The sequence below is a fragment of the Parvularcula dongshanensis genome, assembly GCF_014199615.1.
Classification (GTDB): Bacteria; Pseudomonadota; Alphaproteobacteria; order Caulobacterales; family Parvularculaceae; genus Parvularcula; species Parvularcula dongshanensis.
Genome location: NZ_JACHOB010000001.1, coordinates 804,930 through 822,011, shown reverse-complemented (window position 1 = coordinate 822,011; position 17,082 = coordinate 804,930). Strand labels below are relative to the sequence as shown.

16 protein-coding genes and 1 pseudogene are annotated in these 17,082 nt (G+C 68.4%); 8 read left to right on the top strand and 9 right to left on the bottom strand.

What is annotated here, in order from left to right; genetic code table 11:
* Positions 1-34 precede the first annotated feature (34 nt).
* Positions 35-1,234 carry an O-succinylhomoserine sulfhydrylase gene (gene metZ, locus GGQ59_RS03885; protein ID WP_221400853.1) on the top strand — a complete coding sequence of 400 codons (1,200 nt, stop codon included), beginning with the start codon at positions 35-37 and terminating at the stop codon, positions 1,232-1,234.
* Between the two features lie 10 nt (positions 1,235-1,244).
* Positions 1,245-1,679 (top strand): Co2+/Mg2+ efflux protein ApaG, encoded by a 435-nt coding sequence (gene apaG / locus GGQ59_RS03880; protein ID WP_246408265.1) that lies wholly within the window; start codon positions 1,245-1,247, stop codon positions 1,677-1,679.
* Between the two features lie 99 nt (positions 1,680-1,778).
* Here the strand turns inward: apaG and GGQ59_RS03875 are convergent, their stop codons facing one another.
* Together GGQ59_RS03875 and GGQ59_RS03870 are read right to left on the bottom strand one after the other, a co-directional pair.
* Entirely contained in the window at positions 1,779-2,210 is a 432-nt protein-coding gene (locus GGQ59_RS03875; RefSeq protein WP_183815975.1) for a hypothetical protein, read from the bottom strand.
* A 167-nt stretch (positions 2,211-2,377) separates the two neighbouring features.
* Positions 2,378-2,722: a hypothetical protein gene (locus GGQ59_RS03870; protein ID WP_183815973.1), complete on the bottom strand. Its 345-nt coding sequence runs from the start codon at positions 2,720-2,722 to the stop codon at positions 2,378-2,380.
* A gap of 213 nt (positions 2,723-2,935) precedes the next feature.
* Between GGQ59_RS03870 and GGQ59_RS03865 the strand changes: the two genes are divergently transcribed.
* From GGQ59_RS03865 to GGQ59_RS03855, 3 genes are all read left to right on the top strand, one after another.
* A complete protein-coding gene (locus GGQ59_RS03865) occupies positions 2,936-3,364 on the top strand; it encodes an FKBP-type peptidyl-prolyl cis-trans isomerase (protein ID WP_183815971.1) in 429 nt (142 codons plus the stop codon).
* A gap of 723 nt (positions 3,365-4,087) precedes the next feature.
* Complete coding sequence (locus GGQ59_RS03860; RefSeq protein WP_183815969.1) at positions 4,088-4,840, top strand: nuclease-related domain-containing protein; 753 nt, start codon at positions 4,088-4,090, stop codon at positions 4,838-4,840.
* A gap of 158 nt (positions 4,841-4,998) precedes the next feature.
* On the top strand, positions 4,999-6,417 hold the full coding sequence (locus tag GGQ59_RS03855) for an alpha/beta fold hydrolase (RefSeq protein WP_183815967.1): 1,419 nt from the start codon (positions 4,999-5,001) through the stop codon (positions 6,415-6,417).
* 21 nt (positions 6,418-6,438) lie between these two features.
* Here the strand turns inward: GGQ59_RS03855 and lepA are convergent, their stop codons facing one another.
* From lepA to GGQ59_RS03830, 5 genes are all read right to left on the bottom strand, one after another.
* Positions 6,439-8,241, bottom strand: a complete 1,803-nt coding sequence (gene lepA, locus GGQ59_RS03850; protein WP_183815965.1) for a translation elongation factor 4 — start codon at positions 8,239-8,241, stop codon at positions 6,439-6,441.
* 101 nt (positions 8,242-8,342) lie between these two features.
* Positions 8,343-8,915: a DUF4114 domain-containing protein gene (locus tag GGQ59_RS03845; RefSeq protein ID WP_183815961.1), complete on the bottom strand. Its 573-nt coding sequence runs from the start codon at positions 8,913-8,915 to the stop codon at positions 8,343-8,345.
* Between the two features lie 176 nt (positions 8,916-9,091).
* Positions 9,092-9,529 carry a large conductance mechanosensitive channel protein MscL gene (gene mscL, locus GGQ59_RS03840; protein WP_221400852.1) on the bottom strand — a complete coding sequence of 146 codons (438 nt, stop codon included), beginning with the start codon at positions 9,527-9,529 and terminating at the stop codon, positions 9,092-9,094.
* A gap of 96 nt (positions 9,530-9,625) precedes the next feature.
* A complete protein-coding gene (locus GGQ59_RS03835) occupies positions 9,626-11,182 on the bottom strand; it encodes an alkaline phosphatase (RefSeq protein ID WP_183815959.1) in 1,557 nt (518 codons plus the stop codon).
* 221 nt (positions 11,183-11,403) lie between these two features.
* The gene (locus GGQ59_RS03830; RefSeq protein WP_183815957.1) at positions 11,404-12,711 is read right to left on the bottom strand and encodes a hypothetical protein; all 1,308 of its coding nucleotides are present in this window, start codon (positions 12,709-12,711) and stop codon (positions 11,404-11,406) included.
* A 172-nt stretch (positions 12,712-12,883) separates the two neighbouring features.
* Between GGQ59_RS03830 and GGQ59_RS03825 the strand changes: the two genes are divergently transcribed.
* From GGQ59_RS03825 to GGQ59_RS03815, 3 genes are all read left to right on the top strand, one after another.
* On the top strand, positions 12,884-13,174 hold the full coding sequence (locus tag GGQ59_RS03825; protein ID WP_183815955.1) for a hypothetical protein: 291 nt from the start codon (positions 12,884-12,886) through the stop codon (positions 13,172-13,174).
* A 76-nt stretch (positions 13,175-13,250) separates the two neighbouring features.
* A complete protein-coding gene (locus GGQ59_RS15125) occupies positions 13,251-15,311 on the top strand; it encodes a TonB-dependent receptor (protein WP_183815953.1) in 2,061 nt (686 codons plus the stop codon).
* 64 nt (positions 15,312-15,375) lie between these two features.
* Entirely contained in the window at positions 15,376-15,975 is a 600-nt protein-coding gene (locus GGQ59_RS03815) for a DUF1134 domain-containing protein (RefSeq protein ID WP_183815951.1), read from the top strand.
* Positions 15,976-16,032: 57 nt separating this feature from the next.
* Here GGQ59_RS03815 and GGQ59_RS03810 read toward each other — a convergent pair whose 3' ends face one another.
* Complete coding sequence (locus GGQ59_RS03810; RefSeq protein ID WP_246408246.1) at positions 16,033-16,641, bottom strand: YadA-like family protein; 609 nt, start codon at positions 16,639-16,641, stop codon at positions 16,033-16,035.
* 30 nt (positions 16,642-16,671) lie between these two features.
* Positions 16,672-17,055, bottom strand: a pseudogene (locus GGQ59_RS15540) (hypothetical protein); the annotation flags it as partial.
* Positions 17,056-17,082: the final 27 nt, after the last annotated feature.

Sequence of the window (17,082 nt, the reverse complement as noted above, 5' to 3'; positions counted from 1 at the left end):
CGCAGGCGACGCCTGCGCCAAGAAGGGTTCATCCGTGACCAAGCCTCCCTACCGACCCCGCACCCTCGCCGTGCGCGCCGGCACGCACCGCGCCTTCCAAGAGACGTCCGAGGGCCTCTTCCTCACGTCGGGCTATGCCTATGACGGCCCCGAACAGGCCGCGGCGCGGTTCTCGGGCGACGATCCGGGCCACATCTACTCCCGCTTCTCGAACCCGACCGTCCAGATGTTCGAGGAACGCCTCGCCGCGATCGAAGGGGCGGCTTGGTGCCAGGCGACGGCGACCGGCATGGCGGCCGTCACGGCGGCTCTCCTCAGCCAGCTCTCCGCAGGGGACCACATGGTGGCGAGCCGAGCGCTCTTCGGCTCATGCCGCTACGTCGCCGACGACCTCTGCTCGCGCTTCGGGATCGAGGCGGACTTCATCGACGGCACGGACCTTGGCGCCTGGAAGGCCGCCGCGCGGCCGAACACCAAGCTGTTCTTCCTCGAGAGCCCCTCCAACCCCGGCCTCGAGGTCCTGGACATCCCCGCCATCGCCGACATCGCCCATGATAAGGGCGCGCGCCTTCTCGTGGACAACGTCTTTGCGACGCCCGTCCTGCAACGGCCGCTCGACCTCGGCGCGGACCTCGTCTGCTACTCCGCGACCAAGCATCTCGACGGTCAGGGCCGCGTGCTCGGGGGCGCGGTGCTGGGCCGCGAAGAGAGCTTCCTGACCGACACGCTGAAGCCCTTCGTACGGAACACGGGACCTTCGATCAGTCCGTTCAACGCCTGGGTGCTTCTCAAGTCGCTTGAGACGCTGGACCTTCGCGTCCGCGCGATGTGCGAGAACGCGGCGCAGATCGCCGAGGGCCTCGCAGCGCACATCGGCGGACCGCTCGCACGGGTGCTCTACCCGTTCCGCGACGACCACCCGCAAGCCGAGATCGCCCGCCGGCAGATGGCGGCGGGGGGCACCGTCGTCACGGTCGAGTTCGCCGGCGACGCGGAGACCGCGCAGGCCAATGCGTTCCGCTTCCTCGGCGGCCTCGAGCTGATCGACGTGTCGAACAATCTGGGCGACGCGAAGAGCCTCGCCACGCATCCGCGCACGACGACCCACTCGCGCCTTTCCGAAGAGGCCCGTATGCTGCAGGGCGTCACGCCGGGCCTCGTCCGGCTCTCGATCGGCCTCGAGGATCCGGCCGATCTGCTCGCCGACCTCGACGCGGCGATGCGGGCGTGCTGACGAGGGAGGCATGATCTGGGGCGAAGTCAAAGACGGATGGGACGGCGCGATGCCCTATGAGAGCATCACGCGGGGGATCCGCATCTCGGTCGAGCCCGACTTCCTCGAGGAGGAATCGGAGCCCTCGGACGATCACTACGTCTGGGCCTATACGGTCCGGATCGACAACGTCTCGGACCGGGTCGTCACGCTGAAGACGCGGGTCTGGTACATCACAGACGCGGGCGGTCAGACCGTCACGGTGACAGGCGACGGCGTGGTCGGCGAGCAGCCGGTCCTTCGCCCCGGCGATGCCTTCGAGTACACCTCCGGCACGCCGCTGACGACGCCTTCGGGCATGATGCGGGGGGTCTATCACATGGAGACCGACGCCGGAGAGATCTTCGAGGCAGACGTCCCGGCCTTCAGCCTCGACAGCCCGCACGATTGGCACCGGTTGAACTGAAGGGCGACCAAATGCGGGACAAGAAGCGGTTCGGCCAGGGCGTGGTGATGGCCTCGGAATCGTCGCCGCGGTCGCGGTGATCGCGGCGGCCCTTCTTCGTTAGATCACGTCCGGCCAGTAGCGGCGCTTGATCAGCACGCCGATGATGACGGCCAGGAGGATCGGGCCGGTCACCACGCCGAGCGTCAAGAAGAGGCCGAAGCCCACGCCCACCGTGGCGAGCGCCAGGGACAGCACGGTCGCGAGGACCGCCGCGACGAGCCCGACCAGCGCCGCACCGAGGCCAACGAGGACGCCGGCCGCGCCTGCGGCCGCACCGCCCGTCACCTCGAGGAAGCTGAGGTCCGAGATCGTCCGGCCATCGATGTACACGACGCCTTCGCCGAAGCGGTAGGCGGCGACGATCAACGTGACGGTGAGGATGCCGAAGACGACGCTTCCGGTCGTCAGCGCCGCGCGCATCCGTCTCGACCTAGGCTCGCCTTCCGTAAGGTCGGCGGCGTCGGAGGCGGCTTCGTCGGCGGCGGTCATCGGAATTCCTCGGGTGGCTACGATGGACACGTCGTCGCACCTTACAGAGGTTTCAAGGGCTGCGCTGCCCAGATCATAGCATGATTGTCAACAGGTGTCAGCTAGCTTTTGATGACGCTTCGTATTTCCCCTGACGGCCTGTGTCGGCAAACCGGTCTTCCAGAACTTCAGTCGGGCTCGGGGATCATTTCCATCAGCTCGTCCGCCGCCTTGAGGACGTCGTCATAGCCCCACTCGCCAGCTCGCTGCTTCGCCGCTGCGAGGCCCGAGCGGTGGACGCGGGAGAAGTCGCCATAGGGGAACATGTAGCGCCCCTTGGTGCCTTCGTTCTCCTCGGTCTTCTCGGCGAGGAACCACTTCGCGTAGCCCTCATAGCCGTCGCGCTCGATCTTCTCGTTCTCGCGCGCCGCGGTCGGCGCGGCTTCGGACCAGTCCGACGCCTTCACGTAGTGGTTGGCTTTGATCAGATCCCGGGCGTGGTCGAGAGCCTTTTGGTTCAGCTTGACAGACATGATGCGTCTCCTTGCTGCAGATCAAAAACCAACGCTTTGGGCCCGCGCCTGGTTCGCCTCGCACCGCTGCGGGGGTGGCGTGCGCAGGGTGGTTCTGCTCGTTAGCCCTTGCCTCTCCTTAGATCGTTACCAGGTGGGGCGGACTTCACCCGCGGGGCCGCTTTACGCCGGCGCCCCGCTTCTCGAACGCCAAACTCACGGAAGGATAACGACATGAGCCAGGCGAAAGCAGGCGACACCGTCCAACTGCACTACACCGGCGCCCTCGCCGACGGGACCAAGTTCGACAGCTCGGAGGGCCGCGACCCGCTCGAGTTCCAGCTCGGTTCGGGCCAGATCATCCCCGGCCTCGACAAGGCGATCCCCGGCATGGAAGTCGGCGAGAAGAAGCAGGTCACCGTCGGGCCCGACGAAGGGTATGGCGACCGCGACCCCAGCCGCGTCCAGGCCGTGCCGCGCAGCCAGTTCCCCGACAACATCCCGACCGAGCCCGGCACCCAGCTGCAGATGCAGACCCAGGACGGCCAGACCATCCCCGTCATGGTCGCCGGCGCGAACGAGAACGAGGTCACCCTCGACGCCAACCACCCGCTGGCGGGCCAGGAGCTGACCTTCGACGTCGAGCTCGTCGGCATCAAGTAGGAGGCACGTTTGGCCTCACGGCCCGTAGGGCCTCCGGCGGGGCGGCGTCCCGCCGGCTTCGCGGTCGCTCGCTTCGCCAGCTTCGCTGGCGGGGCTCGAGCGGCCGTTTCCGTTTGTGGGGCAGGCACGCCGAAGCGTCCGCCCCTCGTGCGGTATGAGAAGGTCCGGGGTGTCCCGCGCGCGGCCCGCCGCAGCGAAGGGTTGAGTAAGGTTTGCTGCGGCGTGAAGGGTCCCACACCGTAGCCTGACGCGCGGCACGGGACCCTCCACGCCCCTCGGCGCGATCCGCCGGGGCCGTTCTTCAGCTCGCCCGGCGCGTGTCTGGCCCGATACGGCGGGGTGCATTCCATCACCCAGGCCGACCGGCACGTGACCTCGTGGCGGCAGGCAGGAGAGACGTCAGCTGTCCGCCCCGCCCCGGCCCTGCCGCGACGAAGGCAGGATGGCACGGGCGGCCGGGGGCGGGGATAAGTCGTAGGGCGGTCGCGGCACGCGGCCGCCATTGGCGACCGCCCTACGGGTGACGGCCAGCGGCGGTGACGCCTGGCACCGCCCTCGCTTCCCCTCACCCCAAATCGAAGATTTGGACCTCTCCCAGAGGGAGAGGTGGCGGCACGCGGTGCGAGCCGCCCTACGCGGCGGCGTTCAACTTCGACGCTTGTCGATAAGTCTTCCTTCGATCTGTCCTGCTAATCCGGCTTCGAAGCAAAGCGCGGGGCGCCCATGCGCGTTTTCAAGCGGAAGAAGAGCGACCGGACGCCGTTTCGGCCGCTGCGCCAAAGAATGGCGGCGCAGTCCTTGCGCGCCCGGCTCCTGGACGAAGTGCCCGCTACCTTGGCTGGACTCACCCTGATAGGCAGTGCCTTTTGGATCGGGTTCACGTACTTCGTCGCGCCGAACCTGATGGTCCCCGCCCTCGGCCTCATGTTCCTGGTTGGCACGGCGTGGTTCGGCCTCGGTATCCTCCGGATGCAGCGCCTCGCCAAAGGCGCGCAGGCCGAGGACTACGTCGGCGCGTTCCTGCAGACCCTCGAGCGACGCGGCGCCTACGTGCTGCACGACCTCTGCCGGGACGGCTTCAACATCGACCACCTCGTGATCGCGCCGAGCGGGCTCTACGTGATCGAAACCAAGTACGCCTCGAAGTCCGGGCGCGGGCGCGACGAGATCGCCTGCCGGGACGGCGTCCTCTATCGGAACGGGCGCCAGATGCGCGGCGATGCCCTGAGCCAGGTCACGCGCGCCTGCGAGGAGGTCGCGAGAATGACCCGCGCGCTTGGATACGCCCCGCCCCTGCAGCCCGTCGTCGTCTTTCCCGGCTGGTGGACGAAGAGCGAAGGGCCGGTCTGGGTGTTGAACGAGAAGGCCGCCCTGCGGTGGATCAGACAGCGCCCGGCGGTGATGACGGCTGCGGAGACGCGGCAGCTGTACCGCGCCCTGCGGGCGCCTGCGGCGGAGGGGGCGGCTGCGGCGTAGAGCCGTGGCCAGGACGCGCAGGCCGTGCCGCTAGACGGAGTGGCGCGGCTGTACGGCGGTTGCAGCAGCCTGAACATTCGGCACGGCTGGTCTCGACAGGCCCTTGCCCGAAAGTCTACCCGCGACCGGTCGCTCTGAAGTCCGATCCGGAGACCTTCGTGCCTTCCATTCGCCACGCCCTCGCATCCGCTCTCATGGTCCTCGCTACGCCCGGCGCTTATGCGACCGAGATGGGCGAGGACCCGCATTCGAGCTTTTCGCCCTGTCCCGATGCGGCGAGCGATCCTTCCCTGAACGGATCGTTGTGCACCGACGTCTCTGTCCCGCTCGATCACGAGGCACCCGAGCAGGGCAAGGCCGAGCTTTTCGTACGCAAGTTCCCAGCGGCCGGGCGGCCTCGCGGTCAGATTTGGATGATTGCGGGTGGGCCCGGGGAGTCCGGTGCCTCCTTCTATCCCTTCCTCGCTACCGTCAGGGCCGCGCTGCCCGGCTACGACGTCATCATACCGGACCACCGGGGCACCGGCTTTTCCGCCCGCCTCTGCCCCAAGGAAGAGAGTGTGAGCAGCGCTGGTGGCACCGCGCTTTCGGGGCCAGAGTGGGGGAGCTGCTTTCAGGCGTTGAATGTCGACGCCGCGCGGACCCGCGCCTTTACGATCTCGAACGCAGCCCGCGACCTCGCTCTCCTCATAGAACGCTTCGGTGCGGATAAGGATCGCCTGGTCTACGGCGTGTCCTACGGGACGCAGCTCGTCCTGCGCATGCTGACGATCGCAGGACCGGGTGGGATCGACGGCGTGGTCCTCGACTCGCTGATCCCCGTCGAGGACACGCAGCGGTGGGACCTTAGCCGCCGCTCCGCCGTCGTGGACGGCGTCGGGCGGCAGGTCCTGCGCGACTGCGCAGACCTTAGAGGCTGCGGCGTCCAAGGCGGGCGCCTCGAAGAACGAATGGCCGCACTGGTGGACGATCCGGCGACGGCGGATATGGTGGGGACCCCGCCGCGATACGCCTTCGGGGCTTTGCTCGACGATCCAGAGACGCGGGCGATGATCCCGCAGATCCTCGATAGGATCGAGGCAGGAGACGGCTCCGCGATGGCCGAGGCACAGGCCCGGCGCGAGGCGGTTGCAGCGTTGTTCGAGCCCTATCCGCAGGCCCCCTCCTCGATTCCACTCGTCAGCCTGATTAGTCGGTCGGAGAACACCGCCCGCCCCGCCCTGACCAAGGAGCAGATCGCGGCGGAGGAAGAGGACTACCTGTTCGCAAGCCCCCTCCCCTCGCAACTCATCAGCGGCGGCATTCCGACCTATGAGCGGGACGAGTACTTCGCGGCCCGGCCGGAGCGCGTGCCGCCGAGCCTGGTCCTGCACGGTGACCGCGATCCGAAGACGCCTTACGAAGGGGCGGTGGAGCATGTGGCGTCACTCGAACCTGCAGGGCCGGTTCAGCTCGTCACCGCGCACGGCGCTTCTCACTTCGTGCTGATGACGATGCCGAGCTGCTTCGCCGAGGCGGTCCGGACGTTCGTAGACGACGGCGTCGCCAGCGACAGCGCCTGCTCGGCGCCTCGATGACGAGCACCCAAGAGGCGAGGCTCAGCCCTCGTCCATCTTCAGGGCCTTGATGAAGGCTTCCTGCGGGATCTCCACGCGGCCGAACTGGCGCATCTTCTTCTTGCCCGCCTTCTGCTTGTCGAGGAGCTTGCGCTTGCGGCTGGCATCGCCGCCATAGCACTTGGCGGTGACGTCCTTGCGCATGGCGCCGATGGTCTCGCGCGCGATGACGCGGCCGCCGATCGCGGCCTGGATCGGGATCTTGAAGAGGTGGCGGGGGATGAGGTCCTTCAGCTTCTCGCACATGGCTCTACCGCGCGCCTCGGCCTTCGATCTGTGCACGACGATGGCGAGGGCGTCGACCGGCTCCTCGTTGACGAGGATCTGCATGCGGACGAGCTCGCCCGCGCGGTAGCCGGTGATCTGGTAGTCGAAGCTGGCATAGCCCTTGGTGATCGATTTGAGCCGGTCGTAGAAGTCGAAGACGACCTCGTTGAGCGGCAGCTCGTAGACGACCATGGCGCGGCTGCCCGCATAGGTGAGGTCCTGCTGCACGCCGCGGCGGTCCTCACAGAGCTTGAGGACGCCGCCCAGGAACTCGTCGGGGACGAGGATCGTCGCCTTGATCCAGGGCTCTTCGAGGTGATCGATATGCACGGGGTCGGGCATGTCGGCGGGGTTGTGGAGGTCCCGCCTCTCTCCGTCCGTCATGTACATGTGGTAGACGACCGAGGGCGCGGTCGTGATGAGGTCGATGCCGAACTCGCGCTCTAGACGTTCACGGACGATCTCTAGGTGGAGGAGCCCTAAGAAGCCGCAGCGGAAGCCGAAGCCCAAGGCCGCCGAGGTCTCCATCTCGTACTCGAAGCTCGCATCGTTGAGGCGCAGCTTGGCGATGGCGTCGCGCAGATCCTCGAACTCGGCCGAGTCGACGGGGAAAAGGCCGCAGAAGACGACGGGCTGGTTCGGCTTGAAGCCGGGGAGCGGCTTGTCGGCCGGGCGCTTGTCGTCGGTGATCGTATCGCCGACGTTCGTGTCCGCGACCTCCTTGATCGAGGCGGTGAAGTAGCCGAGCTCGCCCGGGCCCAATTGGTCCACTTCGGTCCTGTGGGGCGAGAAGAAGCCGACCTGGTCGACCTGGTGGGTCGAACCCTGGGCCATCATGCGGATCTTCTGGCCCTTCTTGAGGACGCCCTGCACGACGCGGACGAGGACCATGACGCCGAGATACTTGTCGTACCAGCTGTCCACCAGCATCGCCTGGAGGGGCGCGTCGGCGTCGCCCGTGGGGGCCGGCAGGCGGGTGACGATGGCCTCGAGCACGTCGCCTATGCCGAGGCCCGTCTTGGCGGAGATCAGGACCGCGTCCGAGGCGTCGAGGCCGATGACGTCCTCGATCTGCTCGCGCACGCGGTCGGGCTCGGCCGCGGGCAGGTCCACCTTGTTGAGGACGGGGACGATCTCGTGGTCGACCTCGATGGCCTGGTAGACGTTGGCGAGGGTCTGCGCCTCGACCCCTTGGGAGGCGTCCACGACGAGGAGCGAGCCCTCGACGGCGGCCAGGGACCGGTTCACCTCGTAGGCGAAGTCGACATGGCCTGGCGTGTCGATGAGGTTGAGCGTGTAGGTGCGCCCGTCCTTCGCCGTGTATTTGAGGCGGACGGTCTGCGCCTTGATGGTGATGCCGCGCTCGCGCTCGAGCTCCATGTTGTCGAGCACCTGCTCCTGCATCTCACGGTCCGTGAGGCCGCCGCAGGTCTGGATCAGGCGGTCGGCGAGCGTCGACTTGCCGTGGTCGATATGCGCGACGATGGAGAAGTTGCGCAGGTGGGAAAGGTCGGTCATGCGCGCCGCTCTAGGGCCGCACCGCCCGCCCCGCAACGCGGCAAAGAGAAAGGGCGCTCCTCGCGGAGCGCCCTTCCCTCCCCTCCGGCCTTCAGGGAGCCTCAGGCCGTGCGGCGACGGCTGCGCATGCCGGCCAGGCCAGCGATGCCGGTCAACATGACGATCGCGGCGCCGGGCACCGGGTTCGGGATCGCGCCGGCGGCGCTGTTCGAGACGGTGAAGCCGAAGTCGTTGAAGTCCTTGTCCCCGCCGCCGAGCATGTCCTCGAAGCTGACGCGGGTGACGAGGCCGCCAATGGTCTCGGCGCGGGCGTTCGCGAAGCCCTTGGCGTTACGGCTGCCGTCGCCCGAGTAGAGGCTGTAGCCGCCGCGGTTCGCGATCGCGAGGCGGAAGATGAGCTCCGTCCCCGCGGTGAAGTCGCCGAGGTCGAACGAAGTGCCCGCCGCGAAGGACTTGCCCTTGAAGACGAGCGTGTCCTCGCCGTCTGCGCCCAGGAGGTAGAGCGCCGAGCGGAAGCCCGCGTCTTTGCCTTCATAGGTCACGGTGACGTTGCCGTCCGCGGCGACGTAGACGCCTTTGCCCGCGCCGTCGGCCGAAGCGACGGGAACGGCCCAAGCGCTGCCGCCGGCCAGGAGGCCGACCGCGAGAAGGACCGAGGTGAGTTTGCGCAACATGGGTGTTTTACCCCTTTCTTACGGTTAAGGGGCAGACACTGCAGCGCAGCAAACGTCAATCGATCCATTAAGGGTTGCGCAAGAGATCACGCACAAGTCACCGGCGCACGCACGCGAGGCGCGATTTCAGCCGCCTCAGTACATGCGCCGGGTGTCTCTCACCAAGTATTACAGAGTTAAACACCCTTCGCGCGGATCGCGTCGCGGATCTCTTCAAGTAGAAGGATGTCCTTGGGCGGCTCGACCGGCGCATCGGCCGGGGCCTCGCTTTCGGCCTTGCGTTGGAGACTGTTCATGGCCTTGACGATGATGAAGACCGCCCAGGCCACGATCAGGAAGGCGATGAGGTTGTTGAGGAAGAGCCCGTAGGCGATCACCGGCTCACCCGCTTCGCGCGCCGCGTCGAGCGAGGTGAACGTCGAGTCCGGCTTCAGGTTCACGTAGAGGTCGGAGAAGTCGACCCCGCCGGTGAGCCAGCCGATCGGCGGCATGATGATGTCGTCGACCAGGCTCTTCACGATGGTCCCGAAGGCCCCGCCGATGATGACGCCGACGGCGAGGTCGACGACGTTGCCCTTGACCGCGAACTCTTTGAACTCCTGAATCATTCCCATACGGACCTCCACCATTTTCGTTTCGGCCCTGCAAGAGAGTAGGCGCCGCAGAGAAAGGTGTTCCCTGCGGCACCGTGATTCGCAAGACGAAAGTGGTTAACGCCCCCGGCCGCGGGCGGCGCCGAGGCGCTGCGCGGTCTCGACCTTTCGGCTCAGCGCGAGCGACTCGTCCATCACGTGGAAGATGTAGCTCTGCTCGACCGTGCCGTCGAAGAGGTAGGCCTTCGGTCCCCCCGCGTAGATCGCCACGTCCTGGCCACCATGGGTCTCGGACCCCGCCGGGACGAGCGCGTCCTGGTGGAAGTCCTTGTCGGTGGTGTCGACGCCGGTGAGGTCGCGGCGCGTGACGAGTTCGGTCGTGAAGAACGGAGAGGACGGACCGTTCGCGTAGGAGAGCGTGGTGTAGGGCTTGCCGTCGCCGGCCATCACCGGTCCGGGCAGCGGCTTGCCGGCCGCATCGACCCCGTCGGCGAGCCCGAGGATGTCGTTGTCGACCGTCGGGTAGCCGGAGAAGGTGAAGACGTGGCCGTGATCGGCGGTGACGACGACCAGCGTGTCGCGCAGGTCCACCTTGGCGAGCGCGGCCTTGATCGCCTCGTCGAAGGCGCGGGTGTCGCCCATCGCCTTGGCGGCGTTGACCTCGTGGTGGGCGTGGTCGATCCGGCCCGCCTCGACCACGAGCATGTAGCCGTCGGGGTCGGCGGAGAGGTTGTCGATGGCATAGGACGTCATCTCGGCGAGGCTCGGCTCACCGCCCGCGCTGTCGTCGCGGTCGAGGTCGTACTGCATGTGGCTCGACTCGAAGAGGCCGAGGACCTTCACGCCCGCCTTCGGCAGCGCCTCGAACTCGCCCTTCGTCATCGCGACGGCGTGGTTCGGCTTCGCCGCCCACTCGGCCGTAAGGTCGCGATCGGTCCGCCGGCCGCTATCGCCCTCAGGGCCGGTCTGGTCCTGGCGGAGGAAGGCCCTCCGGCCGCCGCCGAGCGCGAGCTCGATGCCGTCACCATACGGAAAGTCCACGAGCTGCGTGGCGATGTCGGCGCAGTCGGCCGAGGGATAGTCGGCGATGCCCAAAACGTCCGTGTCGCTTTCGAAGTCGCGGTCGACGACCTGGGCGTAGGTCGCGGCCGGGGTCGCGTGGGTGATGCGGGCGGTCGAGACGACGCCGGTGGCGAGGCCCGCCGTCTCCGCGAGCGCGAAGAGCGGCGTTATCTTCTTCTCGGCAGGCGTCGAGCAGTCGGCGCGGGTGATGCCGGGCATGTAGTTGATGAGGCCTTCGTCGGTCTTCACCCCGGTCGTGATCGCGGTCATGGTCCCGGCGCTGTCGGGGACCTGGACGTTGATGTTGTAGGTCTTGGACAGGGCGAGGTGCGGCAGGCCTTCGAAGCCGAGGACGTTGCGCACGCCCGGCAGGTCGTCGCCGTCGTGCTGACCCTCGTAGATACGGCCCGCCGTGACCGTGGTCGGTCCCATGCCGTCGCCGACGAAGAGGATGACGTTCTTGGCCGTGCCGTAGATCGGACGCTTGGCCGCGTTCTCGGCGAGGGCCTCCTTGCCGAGCTGCCAGTACTCGGAAGACTGGCGGGCGTCCTCGATGGCCGGGGCGGTCTGCGCCGTGGCGGTCGCGGCGAGGACGAGAAGGCTCACAGCCATTCTTAGAGGAGTTCTTGACACGGAGGGTCTCCATTGCGCTGTCGTGACGAGAGCGCCCTAAGTCGCGTCCGTGACGATCCCGCAACGAAGCGGTGCCAGTTCGGTGAAGAAGTCAGAACCGGTTCGCCTATACGGAGCAACGCGCGGGTCCGGTCATGGTCATGGCGAAGCGCCGCCCCGGAGGGCGGCGCCAGCGACCTCTTCCGCCTCGCGCCGAGACGTCAGGCGCGGCGGGCCCGGCGGCGCAGCACGGCGCCGAGGCCGAGGGCCGTGCCGAAGAGCGGCAGGCCGGCAGGCAGCGGAACCGGGCTGCCGAGGAGGTCGGAGAGGCTGTAGACCATCTGATCGCCCGCCGCGCCGATGCCGAAGAGTTCGAAGTCGATCAAGGACAGCGTGCTGAGCGATCCGTCCTCGTTCGCGAAGGTCAGCGCCATCGCGCCTTCGAAGACGTCGGACATGACGTAGGAGACGATGTCGCCGAGCGCGACGGAGGGGTCGAAGCTGACGAAGTCCTCGCCCTCGCCGCCATCGAAGAGGGTCGGCATGCCGCCCACATCCGCGTCCATGATGCCGGTGAGGAGAAGGTCGTCTTCGCCCTCGCCGAGGCTGACCGTGCCTTCGAAGGTGCCGCCTTCGACGAGCTCGACGAGGTCGTCGCCGATGTTGAGGTCGATCGCGAACTCACGCGTCGAGATGATCGCGCCGGCGTTGACGATGACGTGGCCGTCGAGGTTGCCGTAGTCTTCGAGGATGCCGATTTCGCCTCGGATGACCCCGTCGTTGAGGATCTCGACGGAGGCGACCGCGCCCGGCACTTCGGGCGCGTCGATGTCGATGCCGGCCTCGGGGCCGTCCTCGGTGAAGACGAGGTCGGTGCTGCGCGATTCGATCAGGCCGGAGGCGCGGTTGACGATCAGCCCGCCGTCGATGTCGATGCCGTCGCCGTTCGTCGTGCCGCCATAGATCGTGCCCTCGTTGACGATGGTGGCGCCGAGCTGGACCTGGACGCCGTCCTCCTCGGTGCTTTCGATCAGGCCCGTGTTCGTAAGCATGGCGTCGTCGCCGCCCTCGAAGGCCTCGCTGACGGCGGTGATGGTGCCCGAATTGTCGAGCGTCGCGCCCACGCTGTCGGCGATGCGGACGCCCTTGTCGCCCGCTTCGATGCTGCCCGTGTTGACGACCGAGACGCCGTCGAGGCCGTCCGCGTCGATAGCCTTGTCGCCCGCGACGACCGTGCCGTCGTTCACCACCGTGGCGTATGCGCCGACCACGATCCCCTCGTCGCCGCCTTCGACCGCGCCTTCGTTGAGGACGTAGGCGCCCTCCCCTTCGAGCTTGATCGCGTCGCCCTCGGACGTGACGCTGGCGCCGGGCAGGACCGACAGGCTGACGCCGTCGCTCGCGTCCTCGAAGCCGTCCGTGTCCGCGCCGGCGCAGACGACCGTGCCCGCGCCTTCGCATTGGGCCCAGGCGGGCGACGCGGCGAGAAGGGCGGCCGTGGCCGCAGAAAGAAGTACGCTGAACCGCATTGGGGATCTCCCTCGTGACGCCCCCCGGTAGCGCGCGTCCTTAACGGTTTGTTGACGAAGATGCGGGGTTCACGGAACTTTCGTGATGAGCACGTGGTGCATGGCGGGGCGGCGGCTCGCCTTCGCACCTGCGACGGCTGACAGGCCGCTCGCGCTGGTCTAAAGGACGCGGATGCGTCTTCGCGGCCTCCTCGTCGTGCTCGGTCTGCTCGTCGCCCTGATCCAGGGCGGCGCGGCGGCGCACGCGGCGGCGTTCGGCGACGGGCCGCACGACCATGACGGCATTCCCTGCTCGCTGCAGATCCACGGCGATCAGACGGTGGGCCTCCTGCCGCCCCCCGATGCGCCGCTCCTGATCCTGCCGCTGCCGGAACCCGTCGCGAAGGCGGAGGCGAGCCGGACCCTCCTCGTCCCGGCGAGCACGGTCACGCCGCCCGGCCGCGCGCCCCCCTTCTCCTTCTAGCGAACCCTTCTTCCCTTCGCCGCGACGACGCGAGGCCCTGCGCCCGCGTGCGGCCCGCTAGACGTGAGATATTCCCATGAAGACGACCCTCCGCGCATCCTGCGCCTGCCTCGCCCTGCTCGCCTCCCCCGCCCTGGCCCAAGACGACGACGTCATCGTCGTCACCGGCAGCCCGCTTCACGGCAGCCAGGACGACCTCCTGACCGGCGCCTCCGTCCTCGGCGGAGAGGACCTCCAGCGCCGCGCCGCCGGCACGATCGGCGAGACGCTGCGGACCGAGCCCGGCATCTCCGACACGGCCTTCGGCGCGGGCGCCTCGCGGCCCATCATCCGGGGTCAGAGCGGCGACCGGGTGCGGATCCTGACCAACGGCATCGGCTCGATCGACGCCTCCTCGGCGAGCCCCGACCACGCCGTCGCCGTCGAGCCCGCGACCGCCGAGCGGATCGAGGTGATCCGCGGCACGAGCCTTCTTCGCTACGGCTCCTCGGCGGCGGGGGGCGTCGTCAACGTGATCGACGGCCGCCTGCCGGAGACCGCGCCGGACGGCATCGAGGGCGCGGTCCGCGTGCAAGGCGCGACGGTGAACGATTCGGCGGAGGTCGCGGGCGGGCTGAACGCGCTGGCCGGGTCCGTGGGCGGCGTGGACGTCGTCGTCTCGGCCTCGGGCAGCTGGCGCGACGCGGAGGACTACGACATTCCGGGCTTTGCGGAGTCCGCCCGACTGCGCGCGCTCGAAGAGGAAGAGGCCGGGGAGATCGGCGAGGGCGGCCACGAAGACGACGAGGTGCGGGACAGCCTGCCCAACAGCTTCGTTCACACCGCCTCGGGCGCAGGCGGGCTCGCCCTGATCGGCGAGCGGGGGCGCCTCGCCGTTTCCGTGTCGCGGCTCGACACCAAGTACGGCGTGCCCGGGGGTCACGAGCACGAGGAGGGCGAAGAGGTGGACGCCGAGGAAGAGGGCGGCGTCTTCATCGATCTCGGCCAGACGCGCGTCGACATGAACGGCGCGCTGGCGCTCGGGGGCTTCTTCGAAGAGGCGACGCTGTTCGCCGGCTACGCCGACTATCGCCATACCGAGTTCGAAGGGCCGAACGAGCCCGGGACCGTGTTCACGAACGAAGGGTTCGAGGGACGGCTCGAGCTTCTTCAGACGCAGCGCGGCGGCTGGCGCGGGGCGAGCGGGGTGCAGGTCCTGACCCGCGACTTCGCCGCGATCGGCGACGAAGCCTTCGTCAAGCCGACGACCACGGACCAGTACGGCCTCTACACCTTCCAGGAGGTCCAGGCCGGGCCCTGGCACCTCGAGGGCGGGGCACGGGTCGAGCGGACCGAGCACGCCCGAAACCAAGGCCTTCCGGGGCGCGACTTCACCGGCGTCTCGGGCTCGCTCGGGGCCGGGTACGACGTGACGGACAGCTTCGATGTCGGCCTGACGCTCTCCCGCACGGAGCGGGCGCCGACCACGGAGGAGCTGTTCTCCGACGGCCCGCACCTCGCCACCGATCAGTACCAGCTCGGCGACGAAGGCCTGGGCCTCGAGACGGCGCTGGGCGTCGAGGCGTTGGCGCACCTTCACGGCGGCTGGGGCGCGCTGACCCTGAACCTCTTCGCGACCGACTATGACGGCTACGTCTACGAGCGCGAGACGGGGGACGAGGAGGACGGCCTGCCGGTCTATCGGTTCACGGGCGCCGATGCGCGCTTCTTGGGCTTCGAGCTCTTCGGCGAGACGGGCCTCGGCGAGTTCGGCGGCTTCGACCTCAGCGTCGACGGCACGCTCGACTACGTCGACGCCGAGCTGAAGGATGCTCCCGAGGGGACGTCCGAGAACCTGCCCCGCATCCCGCCTCTCGGGCTGACGGCTGGCGTCGAGGCGGAAGGGTACGGCGCGAGCCTGCGCGTCGAGGTCGAGCACGAGGCGGGCCAGGACGAGGTCGCGTCCTACGAGTTGCCGACCGCGAGCTACACGCTCTTGAACCTCTACGCGTCCTACGCGCTGACGGACCGGGTGAGCCTGCGCGCCGCGCTGTTGAACGCGACGGACGAGGAGGCGCGGACGCACGCCTCCTTCCTGAAGGAGGAGGTGCCGCTGCCGGGGCGGAACCTGCGATTGTCCCTCTCTTACGCCTTCTGATAGCGTAGGCCCCAGTCGATACCGCCCGTCGGCTGTGCCCGGCGGGCTCAGGGAAGGAGACCCGATGAAGTCCTACCTCGCCGCCCCGCTCGCCGTTCTCGCGCTCGCGGCCTGCGCCAGCACGCCCGCCAACCCGTCCAAGGACGTCAGCCGCGCCGAGGTCGAGGCGGACCTGCAGTACCCGACCTACGACCGGGACGACATCGTCGGGGAGGCGGGCAACTTCTTCGGTCAGGCCTCGGCCGAGATGGCGGAGGTGATCCAGGACATCTTCGCCAAGCAAGGCCGCCCGCAGGCCTACATCGCAGGGGAAGAGGCGGGCGGCGCGATCGGCGTCGGCGTGACCTACGGCAAGGGGATGCTCTACCGGCCGGGCTTCGCGCCGATCGAGGTCTACTGGCAGGGTCCGTCGCTCGGCTTCGACCTCGGCGCGGACGCGTCCAAGGTCTTCACCCTCGTCTACGACCTAGGGCCGACCGAGAACCTCTACCAGCGCTTCCCCGGCGGGCAGGGCAACTTCTACTTCGTAGGCGGCGTCGCCGCGACGGCGCTGACCAATGGCGAGACCACCGTAGTGCCGATGCGCAGCGGCGTCGGCGCCCGGGCGGGGATCAACATCGAGTACATGAAGTTCTCGAACAACCGGCGCTGGATCCCGTTCTGATCGCGACCGATCGAAGCTTCCGGCCCGGCAGCGCGGACGCTGCCGGGCCGGCAGTGATCAGAACTCGAAGCCGGCGCCCGCGCCGAGGCTCAGCTTCTTCTGCGAGTTGTAGGAGCCGCTGACCCGGACGACCCGGTTTCCGTCCCTGGACGAGCGGGAGTAACCCATAGCCGCTCCGTTCTGCCCGTTGTAGTAGCCGATACCGACGGCGAACATGCTGCGGCCCGCACGCATCGGCTGGGGAAGCTGCGCGGCTGCGATGGCCGTTGCGGTCCCGGCGTCCGCCTCCCGCGAGATGTTCCCGAGCTGTCCGGCGAGGCGGTCCATCCAGGCATCGGTGTAGTTGTTCGCTTCGAGGACGGCGTCGCTCAGCTGCGAGACGTTCACGGCGTCGGTCGCCGCCCGCCCTCGCGCAACGTTGTGGAGCCGGACAGGGCCGCCGCTCAAGCCGACGAGGACAGCATCGTCAGTGACCCGACTGACTGCGCTGCCGTCCTCCGAAGAGGCAGCGTAGGCGAGCGGAGTGAGACCGCCGCCCGTCCGCGACAGCGCGAGTAGCGCGGAACCCACATCGCGGTGCTCGACGCCATTGATCTCGTAGGTCGGCCCCGTCATCTCGCCGGCCTCCTCGTCATAGGCCGCGCCGCCGCCCAGACCCTCTGCCATCGCGGTCCCGACTTCGCTCGAGGCGCCCCGTAGCTGGGCCACGTTGACCGCGTCGTTGTCCTCGCTGCCCGCTGCGACGCCGGTGATCTGCCGGGCGCCGCTCGGGTAGCGTGAGCCGTCGATCGGCGAGACGAAGTCGACATCGGCCCCGATGGCGACCTCGCCGACGGAATTCTGGCTTTCGGCGAGCCCGAACGCTTCGTACTCGGCGGCGGCGCCACGGTCTGCGTGCGAGCGTGCCCCCAACGCGATCGAATCGTCGGCGCTCGCGATCGAGACAGGTCCGATCGCGATCGACGCTTCTCCGGTCGCCGTCGAGGAGCGTCCGACCGCGGTCGCGGCGATACCGAGCGCTTGGGCATCCTGGCCGATCGCCGTCGCAGCTTCCTCATCGGCATATGCGCCCGCCCCGATCGCCGTCGCGAAGCGGCCGACCGCAGC

What these genes read in the sequence shown, in the direction of transcription:
- apaG (WP_246408265.1), top strand. Translation starts at nt 1,245, where the DNA reads ATGATCTGGGGCGAAGTCAAAGACGGATGGGACGGCGCGATGCCCTAT.
- GGQ59_RS03875 (WP_183815975.1), bottom strand. Translation starts at nt 2,210, where the DNA reads ATGACCGCCGCCGACGAAGCCGCCTCCGACGCCGCCGACCTTACGGAA.
- GGQ59_RS03870 (WP_183815973.1), bottom strand. Translation starts at nt 2,722, where the DNA reads ATGTCTGTCAAGCTGAACCAAAAGGCTCTCGACCACGCCCGGGATCTG.
- GGQ59_RS03865 (WP_183815971.1), top strand. Translation starts at nt 2,936, where the DNA reads ATGAGCCAGGCGAAAGCAGGCGACACCGTCCAACTGCACTACACCGGC.
- GGQ59_RS03860 (WP_183815969.1), top strand. Translation starts at nt 4,088, where the DNA reads ATGCGCGTTTTCAAGCGGAAGAAGAGCGACCGGACGCCGTTTCGGCCG.
- lepA (WP_183815965.1), bottom strand. Translation starts at nt 8,241, where the DNA reads ATGACCGACCTTTCCCACCTGCGCAACTTCTCCATCGTCGCGCATATC.
- GGQ59_RS03845 (WP_183815961.1), bottom strand. Translation starts at nt 8,915, where the DNA reads ATGTTGCGCAAACTCACCTCGGTCCTTCTCGCGGTCGGCCTCCTGGCC.
- mscL (WP_221400852.1), bottom strand. Translation starts at nt 9,529, where the DNA reads ATGGGAATGATTCAGGAGTTCAAAGAGTTCGCGGTCAAGGGCAACGTC.
- GGQ59_RS03835 (WP_183815959.1), bottom strand. Translation starts at nt 11,182, where the DNA reads ATGGCTGTGAGCCTTCTCGTCCTCGCCGCGACCGCCACGGCGCAGACC.
- GGQ59_RS03830 (WP_183815957.1), bottom strand. Translation starts at nt 12,711, where the DNA reads ATGCGGTTCAGCGTACTTCTTTCTGCGGCCACGGCCGCCCTTCTCGCC.
- GGQ59_RS03825 (WP_183815955.1), top strand. Translation starts at nt 12,884, where the DNA reads ATGCGTCTTCGCGGCCTCCTCGTCGTGCTCGGTCTGCTCGTCGCCCTG.
- GGQ59_RS15125 (WP_183815953.1), top strand. Translation starts at nt 13,251, where the DNA reads ATGAAGACGACCCTCCGCGCATCCTGCGCCTGCCTCGCCCTGCTCGCC.
- GGQ59_RS03815 (WP_183815951.1), top strand. Translation starts at nt 15,376, where the DNA reads ATGAAGTCCTACCTCGCCGCCCCGCTCGCCGTTCTCGCGCTCGCGGCC.
- GGQ59_RS03810 (WP_246408246.1), bottom strand. Translation starts at nt 16,641, where the DNA reads ATGGCAGAGGGTCTGGGCGGCGGCGCGGCCTATGACGAGGAGGCCGGC.